We start from the raw sequence: 18,983 nt of genomic DNA on the forward strand, positions 1-18,983 counted from the left end.
GTCCCGGACCGCCGTCCTACTTCCACGGTTTTGCGACCGGGGACTGCAATGAAAAAGGCCTCGCGGGGTTGCCGGCGAGGCCTCGTTGCAGTGGGCTTGGAGCCCACTTCTCATTCGAGTTGCGAGGCCTTGTGCAGCGCGCGCAGCACGGCGTGGTTCACCTCGTCCGGGCCCAGCATCAGCGTGTCGAGCGCGGCACGGACGTCGAAGACCGATTCGTTCTCGATCGCCTGCACCAGGTCCAGGTAGCCCTTGTACGGGCCGCTCTGGTCGACCAGCGCCTGGCGCACGCGCTCGGGCACCGGGATCGACTGCAGCAGCTTCTCGAACGGCTGCTTCAGCATGTGGTCCAGCAGCGAGAACAGGCCGCAGATGAACATCTCGTCGCGGACTTCGGAGTCCGTCATGCTCTTGGCCAGCTCTTCCATCACCAGGCCGCGGCGCAGCGCGCCGAACATCACCGGGCGCATCGCGTGATCCTTGCTGGCCGTGGCCAGCAGCAGCGCCAGCCAGCGGCGCAGGCGCGCATAACCCAGCAGCATGATCGCGTGACGGAACGAGGACACCTCGACCGACAGGCCGAAGGCCGCGGAATTCATGTAACGCAGCAGCTTGAAGGCCAGGCTCGGGTCGCGCTTGAGCGTCTGCTCCAGGCGCTCGACGTCCTCGCCCTGGTCGACGCGCGACATCAGTTCGACGATCACCTGCAGGTCGGCCTGCGAGTCGTTGCGGGCAGCCGGGGCGGTAGGCGCCTCGAACTCGCCGTGCACGGTCCAGCCCAGCACGCCGGCCGCGCCGGCATCCAGCGCCTGCTTGAAATCACCGCCGTTGCGGGCGCCGGAGACCAGCACCGACTTGCCCGCCGGCAGCGGACCGCCGCCGAGCTCCTGCAGGTCCAGCACCAACTGCTTGAAGCCGGCCGCGTCGGAGCGACCCTTCAGCAGCGCGCCGCGTGCCTGCGCCTGGGCGGCCAGGTCGGCGTCGGACAGCAGGAAGGCGGGGACCTCAATCTTGAAATTGCCCGGCAGCGGGGCGGCCAGCAGGCCCTTGAGCAGGCCTTCGTGCGCCACGTTCAGCAGCACCGCCTTGGTCGGGAAGGCCTCGGCGAGCGCGGCCAGCAGTTCGCCCGCGTCGGGCGTGCCTTCGGGGCGAAGCGCGAACACCGTGACGCGGGTGGCCTCGATGTCGAAGGACTTGGAAACCAGGGGCGCGTACCCCAGGGCCACTTGGCCCAGCACGGCGTGTGTCGAGTTCATGCAGATCGGCGCATCAGGTGTTGATGTACTGGAACAGCGACATGCGCTGCACCATCGAGTAGGTCTTCAGCGCCGCATCGTAGCCCGTCTGCTGATTCTGGAAGTCGGAAATGCCCTGGGTCATGTCCAGATCCTCTGCGGCAGATTGCTCAGCCTGGTTGTAAACCTTGAGCGTCTGCAGGCGGGACTCCGAACCGTCCAGGTTGTTCATCTGCTCGCCCACCTGGCTGCGCACGTTGGCAAGGTTGTTCATCACCGCGTCCAGGTCGCGCAGGTTCACCAGGTTGGACTGCGTGATCTCGGGGCCGGTGCGGCCCGTGGTCTTGAGCGATTCGATGGTGCGGTCCAGCACCTCGAAGAGCTTGAGGTCCGCCGTCGAGGGCTTGACGCTGAAGGTGTCGCCGTCGGACGGCGCGCCGGCGATGGTCATCGCCATGCCGTCGAACTTGACGGTCTGGCCGGCGGCGTAGTTGTCGCTGGCGACCGGCACGTGGCCCTGGGATTCGTTGAAGACCGTGTAGGTCTGCGCCGGGGCCGTGCCGCTGACGACGATGCTGTAGCTGTCGCCCGTCACCAGCGCGGGATCGGTGACGCGGCCGGAGTCGATGTAGCCCGTCGAGGCCTTGCCGGTCAGCGCGTTGGGCGCGGGGCCGGTCTCGAAGGTGCCGTTGCCGCTGCGCGCCTGCTCCCAGGCCTGGCGGCCGTCGACGCTGAGCGGGTAGTTCTCGAGGTTGCCGGTCGTGACGTTGCCGGAGATGCCTTCGAAGCCGACGCCGCCGCCGATGCGGGCGCCCGACGCGTCGCGCTGAACCGGGTTGTCGAGGAAGGGCGTGCCGGAGGTGCCCTGGCCGGAGAACAGGTAGCCGCCCGCGCCGTCGGTGCGGTTGGCGATGGACAGCAGCTGGTCGCGCAGGCCCTGGACCTTGGTCGCCAGGCCCTGCCGCTCGGGATCGCTGTAGCTGGCGTTGCCGGCGGCGACCAGCGTCTCGCGGATCTGCTGCATCAGCTCGTTGGCGTCGCCCAGCGCGCTTTCCGCCAGCGTCATGCTGTTGCGGCTGGCGTCCAGCGCGCGCTGGCTCGCGTCGACCTGGCCGAGCGAGGTGCGCGCACGCTCGGCGCGGGCGGCGCCGGTCGGGTCGTCGCTGGCCTTCTCGACGCGCTTGCCGCTGGTCAGGCGCTGCTGCGCCTCCTGCATCTCCTGCTGGCGGCGTTGCAGCGTCGCGATGCTGGTGTCGAACATGTTGTTGGTCGAGAGTCGCATGGCTGCGTCCTTCAGTGTTCAGGCGATCGGTCGCTTATCGGTAGCCGGTCGCGTCAGCGGCCGACCACGCTCAGCAATTGGTCGAACAGGCTCTGCGCGGCCTGCAGCATCTTGGCGGCGGCCTGGTAGCCCTGCTGGAACTGCATCAGCTTGGCCGCCTCTTCGTCGAGGTTGACGCCGGCCTGGCTGGAGCGCGTCTGCTCCGTGTCCGAGGCCACCGTGGTGGAGACCTGCGCCAGGTAATCCGCGCCCTGCACGCGCGAGCCGATGTCGGCCATCGCGGCGGCGTAGGCCTCGTTGACGGTCTGGCCGCGCGACAGCGTGCCGTCGACCTGCAGCTGCTTGCCCAGGAAGGGCTCGCTCTGCATCGCGAGGAAGGCCTTGGCGTTGCCGTTGTTGGTGGCGACCACCTGGTCCGACACCTGCAGCGCGATCTTGTCGCCCTCACGCGGCACGCCGTTCAGGCTCAGCTCGAAGCCCAGGTCCACGCCGTTGGCCGGATCGTTGCCGATCTTGCCGCCGGCCTTCCAGGTGCCGCTGACCTGCGTGTTGTCCGACAGCGTGATCGTGTAGTTGATGCTGTTGTCGGCGTTGACGGCGCCGAACTCGACGGTCGCGGGCTGCTTGCTCTTGTCGAACTTGTCGTTGATCGCGTAGAGCGTGTCGACGGTCGCCGTGCCCTTGTTGTTGATGTTGGTCGTGCCGATGATCGGCGACGCCGCCGCCAGGCCCGCCGGATCGTCCAGCGCGCGCTTGAAGCTGCCCGCCGCGTTGGCCACCGGCTCCAGCAGGAAGCTGTCGCCCTGCTGCATGGTGCCGGTCGTCGACAGGCTGATGCCGTAGGCCGCCTTGATCTGGTCGTTGCTCATGATCGTCGGCTGGCCGCCCGGGCGCACCGCGATCTGGTAGCTGTCGGGCGTGCCGGTCGGGTCCGGGGTGACCGTGAAGGACAGCGCCGGCACCAGCGCACCGTCGGTGACGGCGGCGCTGAGCTTGGCGTCGCCGCGGTTGGTCGCCGCCGGGAGCACCGTCGGATTGGCGATCGTGAACAGCGGGCCGCCGGCCTGCGCCTTCAGGTCGATGCCCAGGCTCTGCTGCTCGTTGACGCGCGTCGCGATCGCGGTCGCCATCTGGCCGAGCAGGTTGCGGGCGTCCTGCAGGTGGGTGTTCTGGTAACGCAGCATCGCCGTGAGCGAGCCGCCGGTCAGCGTGCTGTCGTCCAGCGCGCGGGTGCCGCTGGTGTCGGTGATCGAGAGCTGCGCGCGGGCGCCGTCGTACGGGTCGGGCGTGACCGACAGCTGCTGCGCCTGGCCGCCGAGCACCAGCACCTGGCCGCCGCCGATGAACACGCCGGTCGTGCCGTCGCGGGCGTTGGGGACGGTGCTCACCTGCACGTACTGGCTCAGTTGCGAGATCAGCTGATCGCGCTTGTCGAGCAGGTCGTTGGGCGTGTGGCTGGTACCGGCCGAACGCGCGATCTGGTCGTTCGCCGCGGCGATCTGCTTGGCGAGCTCGTTGACCTGCTTGACGTCGGCGTTCATGTCGCTGACGACGCCCGACTGCAGGTCGGCCAGCTGCTGGCCGGCGCTCTGGAACCGCGCGGCCAGCGCCTGCGCCTTGCCCAGCACGACCTGGCGCGCCGACGGATCGGAGGGGCGGCTGGCCACGTCGACCAGCGCGTTCAGGAAGTCGTTGGCGGACTGACCCAGGCCGTCCGAGCCGGTGGGGAAGAGCTTCTCCAGCTGCGCCAGCTGCGACTGCATCGTCGTGTCGGCGAAGGCCTGCGACTTGGCGGCCGCGGCCTCGCGGGTCAGGAACTCGTTGTGCGAGCGGGTCACCGTCTGCACGTTGACGCCCTTGCCGAAGTAGCCCGCGCCGGTGAACTGGCCCTCGGGCGTGGTCAGCACCACTTCCTGGCGGGAGTAGCCCTGCGTGTTCGCGTTGGCGATGTTCTGGCCGATGGTCTGCAGCGCCGCCTGGTTGGCGTACATGGCGCGCATGCCGAGCGACAGCAGCGGGGAGGTACTCATGGCGGGGTCCTCGGTCTTTCCTGGGCGTTCTAGGCGTGCAGGACGTACTCAGGGGCGCGCGATCAGGCCAGCGCGCGCTGCACGCGCATCGTGGTGTTGATCGTGCGCGCCAGCTTGGTCGCGTAGTCGGGGTCGGTGGCGTAGCCGGCCTTCTGCAGGCCCTTGGCGAAGCCCTCGGCGCTGCCGGTGTTGGCCTTGGCGACGACGTCGCGGTAGCGGTCGTTGTTGCCGATCAGCTTGGCGTAGTCCTTGAAGGCCTCTTCATAGCTGCCGTAGGCGCGGAACTTGGCCGTCACCTTGGTCGGCTTGCCGTCGACGTACTCGGTGGTCTGCACCTCGGCCACCTTGCCGGTCCAGTTGGCGCCGGCCTTGATGCCGAAGACGTTGAAGCTGCTCGAGCCGTCCTTGTTCAGGATCTCGCGCTTGCCCCAGCCGGACTCGTGCGCGGCCTGCGCGATCATGAAGCTGGCCGGGATGCCGGTCGACGCCTGCGCCGACTTGGCGGCGGCGTCGTGCTTCAGGATGAAGTCCTGCACGTGCGGCTGCACGTTCTTGACGGCCAGCGCCGGCAGCTGCGGCACCTTGGTCGCGTCCTTGGCGGTCGGCAGCTCGCCGTCCTTGACGCCCAGCTGGCGCTGCAGGTGGCGCTCGATGGCCTGCGACAGGCCGCCGGGCAGGCCGGTCATTTTCGCGGCGTACTGCTGGTCCAGCATCTCGCCGCCCATCTGGGTCGCCGAGTTCTCCATCATCCCGCTGTTCATCGTGGCCTGGCGCATGCTCTTCATCACTTCCTGCATGAAGAGGGCTTCGAACTGGCGCGCGGTTTCCTTGACGGCGGCCTTGGGGTCGCGCGACGCGGTGCCCTTGAGCTGCTCGACGGAACGCGTGTCCGACGAGAGACCGTTGACGCCCATGCCGAGCGCGGTGCTGAGGGGGGTGGAGAGGGCCATGTCAGATCACCTCGAGTTCGGCGTTCAAGGCGCCGGCGCTCTTCATCGCCTGGAGGATCGCCAGCAGATCCTGCGGGGTGGCGCCCAGCGTGTTCAGGGCCTTGACGACGTCGTTCAGGCGCGCGCCGGCCGGCAGCTGGATCAGCGAGCCGGGCTCCTGCTTGATCGAGATGTCGGTCTTCTGCGTGACCGTGGTCTGGCCGCCGGACAGCGCGTTGGGCTGGCTGACCTGCGGCGTGCTGGAGATGGTCACCGCCAGATTGCCGTGCGCGACCGCGCAGGGCTGCAGCGTGACGGCCTGGTTCATGACGACCGAGCCGGTGCGGGCATTGATGACGATGCGGGCGGACGGGATCTCCTGGTCGAAGCTCAGGTTCTCCATGTCGGCCAGGAAGGCGACGCGCGCGTCCGGCGCCAGCGGGGCGCGGACCTTCACGACGCGGCCGTCCAGCGCCATCGCCGTGCCTTCGCCCTTGAACTTGTTGATGGCCTTGGCGACGGCGCGCGCGGTGCCGAAGTCGGAGGCGTTCAGGTCCAGCTGCAGCCACTCGTTCTGCTGCAGCGGCGTGGGCACGCTGCGCTCGACCAGCGCGCCGCCGGGGATGCGGCCGGCGCTCAGGTGGTTGATCTGGACCTTGGAACCGCCCGCGGACGCGCCGGCGCCGCCGACGACCAGGTTGCCCTGGGCGATCGCGTAGACCTGGCCGTCGGCGCCGCGCAGCGGCGTGGCGATCAGCGTGCCGCCGCGCAGGCTCTTGGCGTTGCCCATCGACGAGACGACGACGTCCAGCGGCTGGCCGGGTTGCGCGAACGGGGGGAGCGAGGTGGTGATCATCACCGCCGCGACGTTGCGCGGCTGCATGGTCACGCCCGGCGGGAGCAGCACGCCGAACTGCTGCAGCATCGCGGTGATGCTCTGGCCCGTGAACGGGGCCTGCGTGGTCTGGTCGCCGGTGCCGTCCAGGCCCACAACGAGGCCGTAGCCGGTCAGCGGGTTGGAGCGGACGCCCTGCACCGCAGCGACTTCCTTGATGCGCGTCGCCTCGGCCGGCGTCGCGATCGCGAGCAGGGCCATCAGCGCGAGCAGGCCGGAGGCCAGCAGGCGAGGGGAGCGGGAGAAGAAGCGGGGGAGGGTGTTGGGGTACATCTCGGTCACACGGTTGCAGACTCGTGTGACCGATTGTGGGGAAACTTAAATGGGCGAAAGGTTCAAGAAGAAGCGGGATAGCCAGCCAATTCCATGCGCGTCGGCGACGGCGCCGCGACCGCGCTGCTCGACCCGGACGTTGGCGATGGCCGTCGAGGCGACGATGTTCCCCTGGCGGATCGACTGCGGGTCGACCTGGCCGTAGAAGCGCAGCACGTCCACGTTGGCGTTCACGCCGACCTGCTTCTCGCCCGAGATCAGCAGGTGCCCGTTGGGCAGCACGCCGGTGACGACGGCGGTGATCGTGCCGGAGAAGTCGTTGGTGTTCTCGTTCGTGCCCTTGCCGGTGCTCTTGTTGGACGAGGAGCCCGTCAGCTCGGCGCGGCCGCCGCCGAAGGAGTTGGCGGCGATGCCGGGAATCGCGCTGACGCTGGCGCCGATGGCGCCGTTCTTGTCGAGTTCGGAACTCGACTTCTGCGTCGCGCTGACCTTCTCGGTGATCGTGACGGTGACGATGTCGCCGACCAGGCGGGCGCGGTGATCCTCGAACAGCGGCCGGTAGTTCGCGTTCTGGTAGATCGCGCCGTTGTTGGCGGAGGCCGGGATCGGCTCCGGCATCTTCACCACCGGCGCGGGCTGCATGTCCACGCGCGGCTGCGGGTACATCGTCGAGCAGGCGGTGAGAACCAGCACGGTGGCGCAGGCACTGAGCCGCATCGCCGATCGGGCGAGGCTGGACGTGGGCAACAGGGGCGAGGACGGGAACGAATGCATGAACAACTCCTGGATTCGCGGCGTGTCGGGACGCCGGCCTTGGCACCGGGTGGGTGCGCCGCGCGGGGCCGGCGGGATCTGGACGATGGGACCCTCATCGTCGCCCGGGCGATGCGCGCCCGATCGACCGAAGTGAGCCCGTCAGTCCGGTCAGATCTGCGACAGCTTCTGGAGCATCTGGTCGGTGGTCTGGATCGCCTTCGAGTTCATTTCGTAGGCGCGCTGGGTCTGGATCATCTGGACCAGTTCCTCGACGACGTTGACGTTCGAGGTTTCGACGAAGCCCTGCTGCACGGTGCCCAGGCTGTTCTGGCCGGGCGCGCCGGTCTGCGGCGTGCCGGAGGCGACCGTCTCGGCGTACAGGTTGCCGCCCAGCGACTCCAGCCCCGGCGGGTTGATGAAGTTCGCCAGCTGCAGCTGGCCCAGCGTCGTCGGCGTGGCGCTGGCGGCGGTGGTGACGCTCACCGTGCCGTCGGCGCCGATGGTCAGCGACTTGGCGTCGGCCGGGACGATGATCCCGGGCAGCACCGTGTTGCCGTTGTTGGTGACGACCTGGCCGTTGGCGTCCAGCTGGAAGCTGCCGTCGCGGGTGTAGGCGGTGGTGCCGTCGGGCATCTGCACCTGGAAGAAGCCGTTGCCCTTGACGGCGACGTCCAGGTAGTTGGACGTCTGCGTCAGGCTGCCCTGCGAATGGCTGCGCGAGGTGGCGACCGCGCGCGAACCCAGGCCGACCTGCATGCCGGTGGGCAGCGTGGTCTGCTCGGTGTTGTTGGCGCCGGGCTGGCGCAGCGTCTGGTACATCAGGTCTTCGAAGACCGCATGCGACTTCTTGAAGCCGTTGGTCGAGACGTTGGCCAGGTTGTGGGAAATCACGTCCAGCTGGGTCTGCTGGCTTTCCATGCCGGTCTTGGCGGTCCAGAGCGAACGAAGCATTTGAAGTCTCCTGAATCCTGTTGCTGAAGCGGTTCCGCGCTGCGAGCTGTGCGCAGTCGGATCAGCTGTCGGACAGCAGCTTGGAGGCTGCCTGGCCGTGGGTCTGGGCGATCGAGAGCATCTTCATCTGCTGCTCGAACTGGCGGGCGGCGGCGATCATGCCGACCATGGTCTCGACCGGGCTCACGTTGGAGCCCTCGAGGGCGCCCGACTGGAGGCGGGCGGCGGGGTCGGCGGGCAGCGGATCGCCGCCGTCGGCGATGAACAGGCCGTCGTCGCGGCGCGTGAAGCGGCCGTCCTCGGTGACCAGCTTGATCCGGCCGATGTTGACCGGACGCTGTCCGTCGGCCTTGGCGACGACGGTGCCGTCGTCGCCGATCGAGATCGTCGAGTTGGGCGGCACGGTGATCGGGCCGCCGTCGCCCAGCACCTGCAGGCCGTTGCGCATGCGCAGCACGCCGTCCTGGTCGACGTCCATCGAGCCGGCGCGGGTGTAGGCCTCGGTGCCGTCCAGCGCCTGCACGGCCATCCAGGACTTGCCCTTCATGGCGACGTCCAGGTTGCGGTCGGTCGTCGTGATCGGGCCGGCGGTCAGGTCGTGGCCGGTGGTCGTCTCCAGCGCGAACGCGCGGGTGGACGAGCCGTCGCCGCGGATCGGCACCGCGCGGAACGCCTGCAGCTCGGCGCGGAAGCCGTTGCTGTTGGCGTTGGCGAGGTTGTTGGAAAGCACGTCCTGGCGCGACATCGCCGCCTGGGCGCCGCTCATCGACAGGTAGATCATGCGGTCCATCGGAACTCCTCAGCGATCGGCAACGGGATGGGTCAGGACGCCGGTGCCTGCATCAGCGCAGGTTCACCAGCGTCTGCAGGACCTGGTCCTGCGTCTTGATGGTCTGCGAGTTGGCCTGGTAGACGCGCTGCGCGGTCATCATGTTCACCAGCTCGGAGGTCAGGTCGACGTTGGATTCCTCCAGCGCGCCGGGGGTCAGCGAGCCGAGGTTGCCGTCGCCCGGCACGCCCACGACCGGATCGCCCGACGAATTCGTGCGCGCCCAGACGTTGCCGCCCAGCGGCTGCAGGCCTTGCGGGTTGCGGAAGTTGGCCAGCTCGACCTGGCCGGCCGGCTTCGATTCACCGTTCGAATAACGGGCGGTGACGATGCCGTTGTCTTCCAGCTTGATGCCGACCAACTGGCCCGGCGCGTAGCCGTTCTGGTTCAGGTCGGTGACGGCGAAGTTGGAGCCGTTCTCGGTCGCGGAGCGCAGGTCGAAGCTGATGCCCTGCACCGACGGATCGGACGGGTCGGCCGGCGGCGCCGGGATCGGCAGCGTCGGGGCGCCTTGCGAGTTCGTGCCGGCGGGGATCTTCAGGTTCAGGAACTCGCTCGGGCCGGGCGAGACGGGCTTGCCGCCGGTGGGCAGGAAGGTCATCTGCGTGAACGGCGTCAGCGGGTTGCCCTTGGCGGTGCCGTCGTCGGTCTCGATCGGGTTGCCCTGCGAGTCGAACTGCACGGCGCTGCCGTTGGCCGTCAGGTAGACGTTCCAGACGGTGTTGCCGTTGGCGTCGTCGTTGTTGGCGCGCTGGAAGTACATGGTCAGCGCGGTGGGCTGGCCCTTGGCGTCGTACACCGTCATCGACGTCGCGTTGTTGTACGAGGTCGGGTCGTTCAGCGTGATGCCGGTCTTGTCGATCTTGGGCGAGTTCGGGTCGGCCGGATCGGTCAGGTCGTAGGCGGCGGTCGGGCCGGCGCGGGAGTCCAGGTTGAACTCCATCTTGATGTCGCTGGTCACCTTGGGGTCGATGCCGCCGGTGGGCAGCTTCAGGCCCTGCGCCAGACCGGGCTGGATCACGCCGTTGGCGTCGGCGGGATACCCCATCAGCTTGAGCTGATCGTTGTTGACGATGTTGCCTTCCTTGTCGACCTTGAACTGGCCGTTGCGGGTGTACACCGTCGGGCTCTTGCCGTCGGACACCTGGAAGAAGCCGGCGCCGTTGATGGCCAGGTCCATCGGGTTCTCGGTGATCGAGATGTTGCCCTGCGTGAACTGCTGGGCCACCGTCTGGACCTGCACGCCGATGCCGACGTCGCTGGTGCCGGCGCCGTTGAGCGAGGCCGCGTACATGTCGGCGAACTCGGCCCGCGACGACTTGGCGCCGTAGGTCTGCGAGTTGGCGATGTTGTTGCCGATGACTTCCAGGTTCTTGCTGGAAGCATTCAGTCCGGAGAGGCCTTGTTGGAAGCTCATGGTCGTGTCCTTGGGCGATTCAGGCGCGAATCTGCGGGGTCAAGCGGGGGGCGGGGCTGAGGGCGGAAATGCTGGGATCAGCCCAGCGAACGGACCTTGTCGTAATCGACCAGGCCGGAATTCTTCAGTTCGAGCTGCAGCGTGGCGCCGCTCGTATTCACCGCGCGCACCGTGTCGCGGGTGAGGGTGGTCGCGGTGACCGGGGCGCTGGCATTGGTCGCCGTGACGCGGAAGCTCAGGTTGGTGGTCTCGGTCGCCTTGGACGCGTCCCAGGTGTAGGACTGCATGCCGGCCTTCATCTTGCCGAGGTCCTGCGTGGAGATCACCTCGCCGGCGCCGTTGAGGATTTCCAGCTTGACGGCGTCGGCGGCGCCGCCGAGGTCGAAGCTCATCGTGGATTTCCCGTCGGCGACGCTGATCTTGTTGCCGGGGACGGTGACGTCGCGGCCGACCAGGCTCACGCTCTGCAGCGCCTGCATCTGGCCGAACTGGCTGCCCAGGGCCTGGATGCTGCTGTTGAGCGTGCTCACGCCGGTCACCGTCTGGATCTGCGCCATCTGCGTCGTCACGGCGGCGTTGTCCATCGGGTTCATCGGGTCCTGGTTCTGCAGCTGCGCGACCAGCAGCTTCAGGAAGCGGTCCGAGGTTTCCTGCGCGCTCGTGCCGGTGGCGCTCGCGGCGGCCGTGTTCGAGGCGGCGCCGGTCTTCGTGTTGGCGTTCAGGGCGGTGAAGTCCATGAAGGGCGTTCCGTTCGGTTATTCGGGAGGAGCGGGCGATCAGCCCTGGCCCATCTGCAGGGTCTTGAGCAGCAGCGACTTGGCGGTGCCCATGACCTCGAGGTTGTTCTGGTACGAACGGGAGGCGGAGATCATGTTGACCATCTCCTCCACGCTGTTGACGTTGCTGTACGTGACGTAGCCGTCGGCGTCGGCCAGCTGGTGGCTGGGATCGTGGATGCGGCGGCCGGGGGTCTGGTTCTCCTGGACGCCCACCACCTGCACGCCGACGTCGGTCTGGTCCGTGCCGTTCTGGGCCAGCACGCTCTGGAAGACGACCTGGCGCGCCTTGTACGCCTGGCCATCCGGGCCGGCGACGGTGTCCGCGTTGGCCATGTTGCTGGCGACCGCGTTCAGGCGCTGGCTCTGCGCGCTCACCGCGCTGCCGCTGATGTGGAAGATGCTGAACATCGACATGACGGGCTCCTTGCTTCAGCGCTCGATCAGGAGGCGTTCGGCGACTTCATCGCATCCAGCATGGTGCGGATGGAGCCGTTCAGGAATCGCAGCGAGGCCTCGTACTTCACCGTGTTGTCGGCGAAGCTGGCGCGCTCGCGGTCCATGTCGACCGTGTTGCTGTCCATGCTGGTCATCGAACTCAGGCTGCTCTGCAGCGCGGCCTGCGTGCGCTGGGTCAGGGTCTGGTTGGAATCCGAGGGATTGGCCGCCGGGGAGGTCGCCGCGCGCAGCGCCTTGGCGAAATCCATGTCCTTGGACTGGTAGCCGGGGGTGTCGGCGTTGGCGATGTTGCTGGCCAGCAGACGCTGACGCTCCGCCCGCAGGGTCAGCGCCTGGGACTGGAAGCTCATCGCGTCGGTCAGTTTGTTCAGCATCTCGTTTCTCCTTCGGACGGGGCGGGGGCATCGGGACGCGGCCCGTTGGCTGTCACCCGGTTTTGTCACGTTCGAGCATTGTGTTCAGCAGGTCCGAAAACATGAGCGCGATAAGACGGGTGATCCCGGCGCATTTCGAAGCCATCGGCGAGCCCCGGATCCGTACAGTTCCGACCCATGCCGCAAAGCTGCCACTCCACCCATGCCCGCCACGCGCAGGCGCTGCCCGCCCTGCTGGCGGGCGCGCTGATGTCCGTGTGGCTGATGTTCGGGCTCGTGGACGAGGCCGATGCGCAGCCCGCGGCGCCCGTGCAGGTCGCGGTAGCGCCCAACATTTCGATTAGCGAACCTGGGGGCTCAGGCCTCGGCGCGCTGGACGCGACGCTGGAAGACCGTCTGCAGACGCTGGCGATGGCCGGCGCCCGCCAGGTGGCGCCGAACCAGGCCCGCGTGGAGATCGAGATCGGCAAGCTGGATCCGCGACTGCGCCTGGCGCCGTGCGCGCAGATCCAGCCCTACCTGCCGCCCGGCACCAGGATGTGGGGCCGCAGCCGCCTGGGGCTGCGCTGCGTGGCCGGCGTGACCAAATGGAATGTGACGCTGCCGCTGACCATCAAGGTCTACGGCCAGGCCTTCGTCGCGGCGGCGGACCTGCCGACCGGCACGCTGCTGACTCAAGAACATCTCCGGCTGGCCGAAGTAGATATTGCCGGTGAGGCCGGCGCCATCTATACCCAAACGGATGGCTGGCTCGGACGTCATCTGGCAAAACCGGTCGCGGCCGGTCAGGCACTGCGATCCGTGGACCTGAAGCTGCGCCAATGGGTGCAGCCGGGCGACCGGGTGCAGGTCATGGCGACCGGCGACGGTTATGCGATCGCCGGCGAAGGCCAGGCGATGGGCGTCGGGCTGGAAGGCCAGGATGTCCGTGTACGTTTCGACAATGGCCGCATGGCCACCGGGCGTACGATCGGTGAACGACGGGTGGAGGTGGTACTGTGATGCCCTTCACCGAGAGATCTGTCTAATTTGTGAAGCTCGCCCCTCAAGTTCCGTCCAGGCAGGTCGATAAACCCGCTAATGGAAGGGATCCGGAAGTCCTCGGGCCCATGGAGAATTGCCATGAAGATCGGTAACAACGCTGACATCAACGCCTACTCGAAAGTCGGCGGCACCGCTGCCGGCGCGACCGAGGGCGGAGCCAAGACCGCCAAGGGCGGCGCCGCGGCCCCCTCGAACGAGGGGTCCAAGGTCGAGCTGTCAAGCACCGCGAGCAGCCTGATCTCGGGCACCGGCACGGACGACGGCAGCTTCGACGCGGAGAAGGTCGCCCGCATCGCCAGCGCGATCGAGAAGGGCGAGTTCAAGATCAACGCCGACGCGATCGCCGACAAGCTGATCGCCAACGCGTCCGAGATGCTGGGCCGCACCCAGCAGTCGCACTGAACCGCTCCGTCGAAAGACGCCGAGCTGTAGCGAGCCAAGACCCCAGCCTTTCCGGTGACGCCCATGACCGCCACGCCTCTGACCACGACCCCCGTCGACCTGGAGCAGCCGCTCCAGGACGTCGAAAGCTGCCTGAACCTGCTGGGCGACGCGCTGCATCGACGCGACTCGCAGGCGATCGAGCTGCACGCGGCGTCGTTGCACGCGGCGCTGGCCCGGGCGATCGAACAGTTCAGCGCGGCCGCCCGCACCGGCACCGTGCCGCAAGGCTTGCGTACCCGCCTGATGCAGGCCGGTGGGCGTGTCGCCGCTCAGCGCGAATCGCTGGCCCGCGCCACCGCGGCGCTGGACCGCGCCATCGACGTGCTGATGCCCGGTGAGCCCAGCGGGCTGTACGGCGCTTCCGGCAAGAGCGAGCGCAAGTCGGGACTGGGTGGAGCGATCCAGGCTTGAGCCCGGTTCCTCGAATGACGAAGGCCACGCAGTGCGTGGCCTTTTTGCTTTTGGGAACTCGCGTGCGGAGGTCGGTGCGCTGGCCGCCAGTGCAGGGGGCCTTGGCGGCAGGCGCCAAAACCCCCAGCACAGCCGTCCCCAACCATCCGCGTCCTTCGACGGATTTGCGACCGAGGACCTTGGGCGAGGAGGGGGAGGTGTGGGGCGGTCAGGTCGGCGTGCGCGTCGCCTTGCGACGCAGGCAGTCGAGGTAGACGTGGCCGTCCGGCGGCAGCCCGCTGCGCTGCGAGGTCCAGATCATCTCGCCCAGGCATTCCATCGCCTCGTGGTGGGCGTCGTGGAGCGACTGGCGGCGGGCCGCCAGCAGGTCCAGCGCCTGGCGCACGCCGGTCGGCTGGTCGATCTGGTGCTGCTCCATCAGGCTGAGGTGCATGGACAGGTGCAGGAACGGGTTCGTGCGGCCGTCCTCGACCGTGTAGACCGCCGCCAGCGCGGCGTCCTCATCGGCGAGTTCGTCGTGGTACTCCGGATGCTGCTCGATCCAGTCCGAGGCGATCGCCTCCATCGGCGTCAGCGGCAGCTTGTCGCGGTACTTGCGGAAGGTCTGGCAGAAGAAGCGCCGGACTTCGAGTTGGGATGGGGCAAACATAAGCGCGTGATTGTCGTCGCCCGCGTCAGGCCTTGTCGGGTTGGGGATGCTCGGACGACGGCACCGGCGCCGCGCCCGGGGCGGCGCCCGGCGCCAGGTGCGGCTCCTGCCAGGGGTTGCGGGCCTTGCCTTCCGCCAGCGCCTTGCGTTCCGCCGCCAGCCGCTCCTCCAACTGTTCGCGACCGCGCTTGGACATCGCGATCAGCGTGTCCAGGTCGCCGCGGTGCGGGCGCAGTGCCTCGGTCTGCTCGACGGTATGCCGCCGGAAGCGCCACGCCATCTGCCGCGCCGCGTGCGGCTCCCAACCGAGCTGCTGCAGCACGCTGCGCGCGCTCATGAGCGCGGAGTCCAGCGTCTCGCGCTCGATCAGCTCGACGCCCAGTTCGCGCAGCGCGTAGTAGTGCTGGACGTTGCGCGCCCGCGCGACGATGGTCAGGTGCGGGAAGTGCTGCCGGGCGATCTCGGCGATCTTGACGCTGTGGTTGAAGTCGTCGACGGCCAGCACCAGCACCTGCGCATGCTGGGCGCCGGCGGTGCGCAGCAGTTCCAGCCGCGTCGCGTCGCCCCAGAACACCCGCCAGCCGAAGCGCCGCAGCGATTCGACGGTGTCGGCGTCGTGGTCCAGCACCGTCGCCGGGATGCCGTTGGCGAAGAGCATCCGCCCGACGATCTGCCCGTAGCGACCGAAGCCCGCGATGATCACCGGCGACTCCTGCTGTTCGGTGAGCTCGTGCGGGGACTTGCGCTCGATCTGGCCGGCGCGCCGCTGCGCCCAGGCCAGCAGTGCCGGCGTCAGCGCCAGCGACAGCGCGACCGCCGCCACCAGCACCGAGCGCTGCCCCGCGTCGAGCAGCGTGGCCTGTTCCGCGAGCTGGAAGACGACGAAACCGAACTCGCCGCCCTGCGCCAGCAGGATGACGAAGACCGCGCGCTCCGGCCGGGGCAGGCCCATCGCGCGGCCCAGTACCGCCAGCACCAGGCCCTTGCACAGCCAGAGCGCGGCCAGCAGGCCGAGCACCGCGAACGGCTTCTGCCACAGCACCGTCAGGTCCAGGCCCATGCCCACGGCGATGAAGAACATCCCGAGCAACAGGCCCTTGAACGGCTCCAGGTCGGCCTCGAGGGCGCGGCGATATTCGCTTTCGGCGAGCAGCACGCCCGCCGCGAACGCGCCCAGCGCCATCGACAGCCCGACCTTCTGCATCAGCATGGCCGCGGCCAGCACCAGCAGCAGCGAGGCGGCGGTGAAGATCTCCGGCGTGCCGCTGCGCGCGATCCAGCGCAGCAGCGGTCGCAGCAGCAGCCGGCCGCCGAGCACGATCAGCACCAGCGCGCCGAGCGCCAGCCAGATGCGATATCCGGAGTGCCCCGCCGCGGGCCGCCCCTGGCTCGCGAGGATGGGCACCAGCGCCAGCACCGGGATCGCGGCGATGTCCTGCAGCAGCGCGACGCTGATGACGCTCTGTCCGGCGCGCGTGTTGCCGAGGTTCTTCTCGCTGAGGGTGGCCAGCGCGACCGCCGTCGACGACATCGCCAGCCCCAGCGCCGCGATGACGGCGGCATGCCAGTCGGCGTCGAGGAAGAAGGACGGGATCAGCAGCAGCGCCGCGCAGCCCAGCATCTGCGCCGAGCCCCAGCCGAAGATCGGCCGGCGCATCGCCCACAGCCGCTTGGGCTCGAGTTCCAGGCCGACCAGGAACATCATCAGCACGACGCCGAATTCACCGACCTCCAGCACGGTCGCCGGTTGGCTGATCAACCCGAGCACCTGCGGGCCGAGCAGCACGCCCGCCACCAGGTAGCCCAGGATCGAGCCCAGCTTCAGCCCGCGCGCCAGGGGCACCGCGAGCACCGCGGCGGCCAGCAGGACGAGCGGCGTCAGCAGCCAGTTGCCATGGGCGCCATGCGCCGCGGCTTCCGTCGCGGTCACGGCGGCGGAGGCGGCGGTCATCGCGGCGGACGCCGCGGACATCGGGGTGGAGATGTCCATCAGACCGGCGCTCCTTCCTCGCGCACCGGGCGCTCGTCGTCGGGGACCGTCTCCTGGGCGGGGTCGGGCTGGTGCTCGCACCAGGCGGGCAGGGCGCGGAGCCCCTCGATGAAGGCCTGCGCATGGGCCTGGATCTGTTCGGCCGGCGCCTTCTGCGCGCCGTGCAGGATCAGCGGCGGCAGGAAGCGCATGCCGCACAGCGCGGCCGTCTGCGCATAGGGCAGCAGGAAGTCGCCGACCGGATGGCGGTTGTAGCCCTCCGCGCTGTAGGAGTGCTCGCTCCCCCCGGCCGACGTCACCAGCCACAGTTCCTTGCCGTGCAGCGCGTGACCGGTCTGGCCGTAGGCGAAGCCCACGCTCAGCACCTCGTCCACCCACAGCTTCATCAGCGCGGGCATGCCGTACCAGTGCAGCGGATGCAGCCAGACCAGCATCTCCGCGTCGCGCAGCGCTTCCTGCTCCGCATGCGTGTCGATGGCGTAGTCCGGATACAGCGCGTAGAGGTCGCGCACCCGGACGTTGGGCAGCCCGTGCGCGGCGGACAGCATCGCCCGCGTGACGCGGGAATGGGCCAGGTCAGGATGCGCGGCCAGGATGAGGATCGGCGGCGCGCCAGGGGCGGAGGAGGGGGAGGTGGGAGGGGTCGGGGCTGACGAGCTCATGGAACCGGAGTATCCGGCACCTCTGCCGCCGCCGGGCCTCCCCGGAGGGAGACCCGGCGGGGGCTCGTCACGGCGTTGCGGACGCCGTCGCAGAGGACGCGGCAGAGGACGCCGCTGGGGGCGCCGCTGGGGGCGCGTCGGACATTTCCTGGATCCAGATCGTGCCGCCTCGGCGCTCGGGCCATGCACCGCCAGGCAAGAGGCGGATCTCGATCTTCGCCGGCGCGTGGCCCGCGGCGACCAAGGCATCGCGGACGGCGATCAGGCGCCGATAGGTGGCTTGGCGAGCCGTGGTCTGTTCGAGGTCGGTGGAGGCGGCGATCTGGATGGTCCGGTCCCGCCGCTCGGACGTCATCCAGCGTGCCAGTGTCGCGCTCGCGGCCTCATCCAATCCCAGCGCGCCAGTCGCAAAGCTGAGCTGCAGACGCCATCCGTCCGCGGGCAGTGCAGCCCGCTCGATGCGGACCGGCGCTGCCTCGACCGGAGACGCGGAGGACGACCGGACGTGCAGCGTGAGCGTCGGCAAGCCGGGAGGACCGTTCTCCAGCGCGGGCGCGGTGGTACCGCGAGGCGCCGGCGATTCGTCTTCGCGTATGGGGGCCTCGCGCAGGTCGATCTCGCGCGTTGCTGGCCGGACCGGCGTCGCGGACGTCTGCGGAACCTGCGGAGCCGGCGCGACGAGTGCCGCTTCGACGGCGGCAGACTCCACGAGGCCCGGCTCGACGAGAGCGGGCGTCACGGCCACGGGAGGCGGCTCGCGGACCCGCGAGGGGCTCGCGATCTGCAATCCGGTGGCCAGCAGGCCGCCACAGAAGATCGACACCACGAACAGCAGGTTCAGCACCACGTTGATCAGCGCGTCGACGTAGCCGGGCCAGAAGTCGATGGTGTCCGAGCGTTCAGCGTGCATGGTGTTCTCCTTCGATCGTGGCCGGGAGCGCCTCGATCACGACGGTTCGCGCGCCTGGGTCGGCGGCGAATGGACCGGACGGCGCGCCGGCTTCGTCCAGTGCGAACTGGATGCGGCCCGCCGCGATGTCCAGGTCCAGCAGCGCGTTGCGCACCGCCATGAGTCGGATGTAGGCGGCGCGGCGGGTGGTGCCCGACGCGTCGACGGGCACGACGGCAGTGAGCCGCACACGTCGCTCCGCAGGCAGCGAGGACAGCGCGGTCCGCAGCGATGCGCGGACCTCGTCGTCCAGCGCGTGGGCGTCCTCGTCGAAGGTCAAGGCGATGCGCCCGGCGGGCGTGGATGGGCGCGGCGCGCGGAGGCTGGACGGGCCCGGAGGCGGTGATGGCGCCGCCGCCGACACGGTGGGCCAGTCCCGGCGCGGCGGCTCCGGCACCGGCGCGCCCGCATTGACGGGCTCAGGCAGCGCCGCCGCCAACGGCATTTGGCTGGCCGGATCGTCGTCGCGGTCGGCCGGGGGCAGTTCATGCACGACCGCCTGGCTCACGAGGAACAGGTTGCCGCCCAGGATGGCGATCACCAGCAGCAGGGTGATCGCCAGCCCGGCGACGGCGGCGACGTAGCCCGGCCACACGTTGGGGCTTCTGGAGGACGCTCGCATGATGGA

Annotated in this window: 20 protein-coding genes; 3 read left to right on the forward strand and 17 right to left on the reverse strand. The window is 69.0% G+C overall.

The features are described 5' to 3' along the window. Window positions 1-110 precede the first annotated feature (110 nt). The 12 genes from AC07PR_RS12515 to flgB form a co-directional block, all read right to left on the reverse strand. Window positions 111-1,256: an EAL and HDOD domain-containing protein gene (locus AC07PR_RS12515; protein WP_377161393.1), complete on the reverse strand. Its 1,146-nt coding sequence runs from the start codon at window positions 1,254-1,256 to the stop codon at window positions 111-113. Window positions 1,257-1,269: 13 nt separating this feature from the next. Beyond that, the gene (gene flgL, locus AC07PR_RS12520) at window positions 1,270-2,517 is read right to left on the reverse strand and encodes a flagellar hook-associated protein FlgL (RefSeq protein ID WP_483107391.1); all 1,248 of its coding nucleotides are present in this window, start codon (window positions 2,515-2,517) and stop codon (window positions 1,270-1,272) included. Between the two features lie 53 nt (window positions 2,518-2,570). After that, a complete protein-coding gene (gene flgK / locus AC07PR_RS12525; protein ID WP_483107390.1) occupies window positions 2,571-4,547 on the reverse strand; it encodes a flagellar hook-associated protein FlgK in 1,977 nt (658 codons plus the stop codon). Window positions 4,548-4,609: 62 nt separating this feature from the next. Next, entirely contained in the window at window positions 4,610-5,497 is an 888-nt protein-coding gene (flgJ, locus tag AC07PR_RS12530; RefSeq protein WP_377161402.1) for a flagellar assembly peptidoglycan hydrolase FlgJ, read from the reverse strand. A 1-nt stretch (window position 5,498) separates the two neighbouring features. Then, complete coding sequence (locus AC07PR_RS12535) at window positions 5,499-6,644, reverse strand: flagellar basal body P-ring protein FlgI (RefSeq protein ID WP_483109282.1); 1,146 nt, start codon at window positions 6,642-6,644, stop codon at window positions 5,499-5,501. 45 nt (window positions 6,645-6,689) lie between these two features. Then, on the reverse strand, window positions 6,690-7,418 hold the full coding sequence (locus AC07PR_RS12540; RefSeq protein ID WP_377161406.1) for a flagellar basal body L-ring protein FlgH: 729 nt from the start codon (window positions 7,416-7,418) through the stop codon (window positions 6,690-6,692). Between the two features lie 150 nt (window positions 7,419-7,568). Continuing rightward, on the reverse strand, window positions 7,569-8,351 hold the full coding sequence (gene flgG / locus AC07PR_RS12545; RefSeq protein WP_377161408.1) for a flagellar basal-body rod protein FlgG: 783 nt from the start codon (window positions 8,349-8,351) through the stop codon (window positions 7,569-7,571). Between the two features lie 61 nt (window positions 8,352-8,412). Continuing rightward, window positions 8,413-9,141: a flagellar basal-body rod protein FlgF gene (gene flgF, locus AC07PR_RS12550; protein ID WP_377161410.1), complete on the reverse strand. Its 729-nt coding sequence runs from the start codon at window positions 9,139-9,141 to the stop codon at window positions 8,413-8,415. 52 nt (window positions 9,142-9,193) lie between these two features. After that, the gene (gene flgE, locus AC07PR_RS12555) at window positions 9,194-10,597 is read right to left on the reverse strand and encodes a flagellar hook protein FlgE (RefSeq protein ID WP_377161412.1); all 1,404 of its coding nucleotides are present in this window, start codon (window positions 10,595-10,597) and stop codon (window positions 9,194-9,196) included. Window positions 10,598-10,674: 77 nt separating this feature from the next. Further along, the gene (locus tag AC07PR_RS12560) at window positions 10,675-11,334 is read right to left on the reverse strand and encodes a flagellar hook assembly protein FlgD (RefSeq protein ID WP_377161414.1); all 660 of its coding nucleotides are present in this window, start codon (window positions 11,332-11,334) and stop codon (window positions 10,675-10,677) included. A 39-nt stretch (window positions 11,335-11,373) separates the two neighbouring features. Next, entirely contained in the window at window positions 11,374-11,790 is a 417-nt protein-coding gene (gene flgC, locus AC07PR_RS12565; RefSeq protein WP_067276020.1) for a flagellar basal body rod protein FlgC, read from the reverse strand. 26 nt (window positions 11,791-11,816) lie between these two features. After that, entirely contained in the window at window positions 11,817-12,206 is a 390-nt protein-coding gene (gene flgB, locus AC07PR_RS12570; protein WP_377161416.1) for a flagellar basal body rod protein FlgB, read from the reverse strand. Between the two features lie 177 nt (window positions 12,207-12,383). Here flgB and flgA point away from each other — a divergent pair, with 177 nt between their 5' ends. From flgA to AC07PR_RS12585, 3 genes are all read left to right on the forward strand, one after another. Beyond that, on the forward strand, window positions 12,384-13,208 hold the full coding sequence (flgA, locus tag AC07PR_RS12575; RefSeq protein ID WP_377161418.1) for a flagellar basal body P-ring formation chaperone FlgA: 825 nt from the start codon (window positions 12,384-12,386) through the stop codon (window positions 13,206-13,208). A gap of 120 nt (window positions 13,209-13,328) precedes the next feature. Next, window positions 13,329-13,652, forward strand: a complete 324-nt coding sequence (gene flgM, locus AC07PR_RS12580; RefSeq protein ID WP_377161421.1) for a flagellar biosynthesis anti-sigma factor FlgM — start codon at window positions 13,329-13,331, stop codon at window positions 13,650-13,652. Between the two features lie 63 nt (window positions 13,653-13,715). Next, window positions 13,716-14,105: a hypothetical protein gene (locus AC07PR_RS12585; protein WP_297526466.1), complete on the forward strand. Its 390-nt coding sequence runs from the start codon at window positions 13,716-13,718 to the stop codon at window positions 14,103-14,105. A 208-nt stretch (window positions 14,106-14,313) separates the two neighbouring features. Here AC07PR_RS12585 and AC07PR_RS12590 read toward each other — a convergent pair whose 3' ends face one another. The 5 genes from AC07PR_RS12590 to AC07PR_RS12610 form a co-directional block, all read right to left on the reverse strand. Further along, the gene (locus AC07PR_RS12590; protein WP_377161425.1) at window positions 14,314-14,754 is read right to left on the reverse strand and encodes a DUF1841 family protein; all 441 of its coding nucleotides are present in this window, start codon (window positions 14,752-14,754) and stop codon (window positions 14,314-14,316) included. Between the two features lie 25 nt (window positions 14,755-14,779). Continuing rightward, window positions 14,780-16,744, reverse strand: coding sequence for a glutathione-regulated potassium-efflux system protein KefC (kefC, locus tag AC07PR_RS12595; protein WP_495135500.1), 1,965 nt, complete (start codon window positions 16,742-16,744; stop codon window positions 14,780-14,782). Beyond that, entirely contained in the window at window positions 16,744-17,406 is a 663-nt protein-coding gene (gene kefF / locus AC07PR_RS12600; RefSeq protein WP_377161429.1) for a glutathione-regulated potassium-efflux system oxidoreductase KefF, read from the reverse strand. Before kefF ends, kefC begins: the two co-directional genes overlap by 1 nt. 67 nt (window positions 17,407-17,473) lie before the next feature. Beyond that, window positions 17,474-18,316, reverse strand: a complete 843-nt coding sequence (locus AC07PR_RS12605; protein WP_495135501.1) for a hypothetical protein — start codon at window positions 18,314-18,316, stop codon at window positions 17,474-17,476. Beyond that, entirely contained in the window at window positions 18,306-18,977 is a 672-nt protein-coding gene (locus AC07PR_RS12610; RefSeq protein ID WP_495135502.1) for a hypothetical protein, read from the reverse strand. The genes AC07PR_RS12605 and AC07PR_RS12610 overlap by 11 nt, the downstream gene beginning before the upstream one ends. Window positions 18,978-18,983: the final 6 nt, after the last annotated feature.

This window comes from Roseateles sp. GW821-FHT09H11, from assembly GCF_059415845.1.

What these genes read in the sequence shown, in the direction of transcription:
- AC07PR_RS12515 (WP_377161393.1), bottom strand. Translation starts at nt 1,256, where the DNA reads ATGAACTCGACACACGCCGTGCTGGGCCAAGTGGCCCTGGGGTACGCG.
- flgL (WP_483107391.1), bottom strand. Translation starts at nt 2,517, where the DNA reads ATGCGACTCTCGACCAACAACATGTTCGACACCAGCATCGCGACGCTG.
- flgK (WP_483107390.1), bottom strand. Translation starts at nt 4,547, where the DNA reads ATGAGTACCTCCCCGCTGCTGTCGCTCGGCATGCGCGCCATGTACGCC.
- flgJ (WP_377161402.1), bottom strand. Translation starts at nt 5,497, where the DNA reads ATGGCCCTCTCCACCCCCCTCAGCACCGCGCTCGGCATGGGCGTCAAC.
- AC07PR_RS12535 (WP_483109282.1), bottom strand. Translation starts at nt 6,644, where the DNA reads ATGTACCCCAACACCCTCCCCCGCTTCTTCTCCCGCTCCCCTCGCCTG.
- AC07PR_RS12540 (WP_377161406.1), bottom strand. Translation starts at nt 7,418, where the DNA reads ATGCATTCGTTCCCGTCCTCGCCCCTGTTGCCCACGTCCAGCCTCGCC.
- flgG (WP_377161408.1), bottom strand. Translation starts at nt 8,351, where the DNA reads ATGCTTCGTTCGCTCTGGACCGCCAAGACCGGCATGGAAAGCCAGCAG.
- flgF (WP_377161410.1), bottom strand. Translation starts at nt 9,141, where the DNA reads ATGGACCGCATGATCTACCTGTCGATGAGCGGCGCCCAGGCGGCGATG.
- flgE (WP_377161412.1), bottom strand. Translation starts at nt 10,597, where the DNA reads ATGAGCTTCCAACAAGGCCTCTCCGGACTGAATGCTTCCAGCAAGAAC.
- AC07PR_RS12560 (WP_377161414.1), bottom strand. Translation starts at nt 11,334, where the DNA reads ATGGACTTCACCGCCCTGAACGCCAACACGAAGACCGGCGCCGCCTCG.
- flgC (WP_067276020.1), bottom strand. Translation starts at nt 11,790, where the DNA reads ATGTCGATGTTCAGCATCTTCCACATCAGCGGCAGCGCGGTGAGCGCG.
- flgB (WP_377161416.1), bottom strand. Translation starts at nt 12,206, where the DNA reads ATGCTGAACAAACTGACCGACGCGATGAGCTTCCAGTCCCAGGCGCTG.
- flgA (WP_377161418.1), top strand. Translation starts at nt 12,384, where the DNA reads ATGCCGCAAAGCTGCCACTCCACCCATGCCCGCCACGCGCAGGCGCTG.
- flgM (WP_377161421.1), top strand. Translation starts at nt 13,329, where the DNA reads ATGAAGATCGGTAACAACGCTGACATCAACGCCTACTCGAAAGTCGGC.
- AC07PR_RS12585 (WP_297526466.1), top strand. Translation starts at nt 13,716, where the DNA reads ATGACCGCCACGCCTCTGACCACGACCCCCGTCGACCTGGAGCAGCCG.
- AC07PR_RS12590 (WP_377161425.1), bottom strand. Translation starts at nt 14,754, where the DNA reads ATGTTTGCCCCATCCCAACTCGAAGTCCGGCGCTTCTTCTGCCAGACC.
- kefC (WP_495135500.1), bottom strand. Translation starts at nt 16,744, where the DNA reads ATGGACATCTCCACCCCGATGTCCGCGGCGTCCGCCGCGATGACCGCC.
- kefF (WP_377161429.1), bottom strand. Translation starts at nt 17,406, where the DNA reads ATGAGCTCGTCAGCCCCGACCCCTCCCACCTCCCCCTCCTCCGCCCCT.
- AC07PR_RS12605 (WP_495135501.1), bottom strand. Translation starts at nt 18,316, where the DNA reads ATGCACGCTGAACGCTCGGACACCATCGACTTCTGGCCCGGCTACGTC.
- AC07PR_RS12610 (WP_495135502.1), bottom strand. Translation starts at nt 18,977, where the DNA reads ATGCGAGCGTCCTCCAGAAGCCCCAACGTGTGGCCGGGCTACGTCGCC.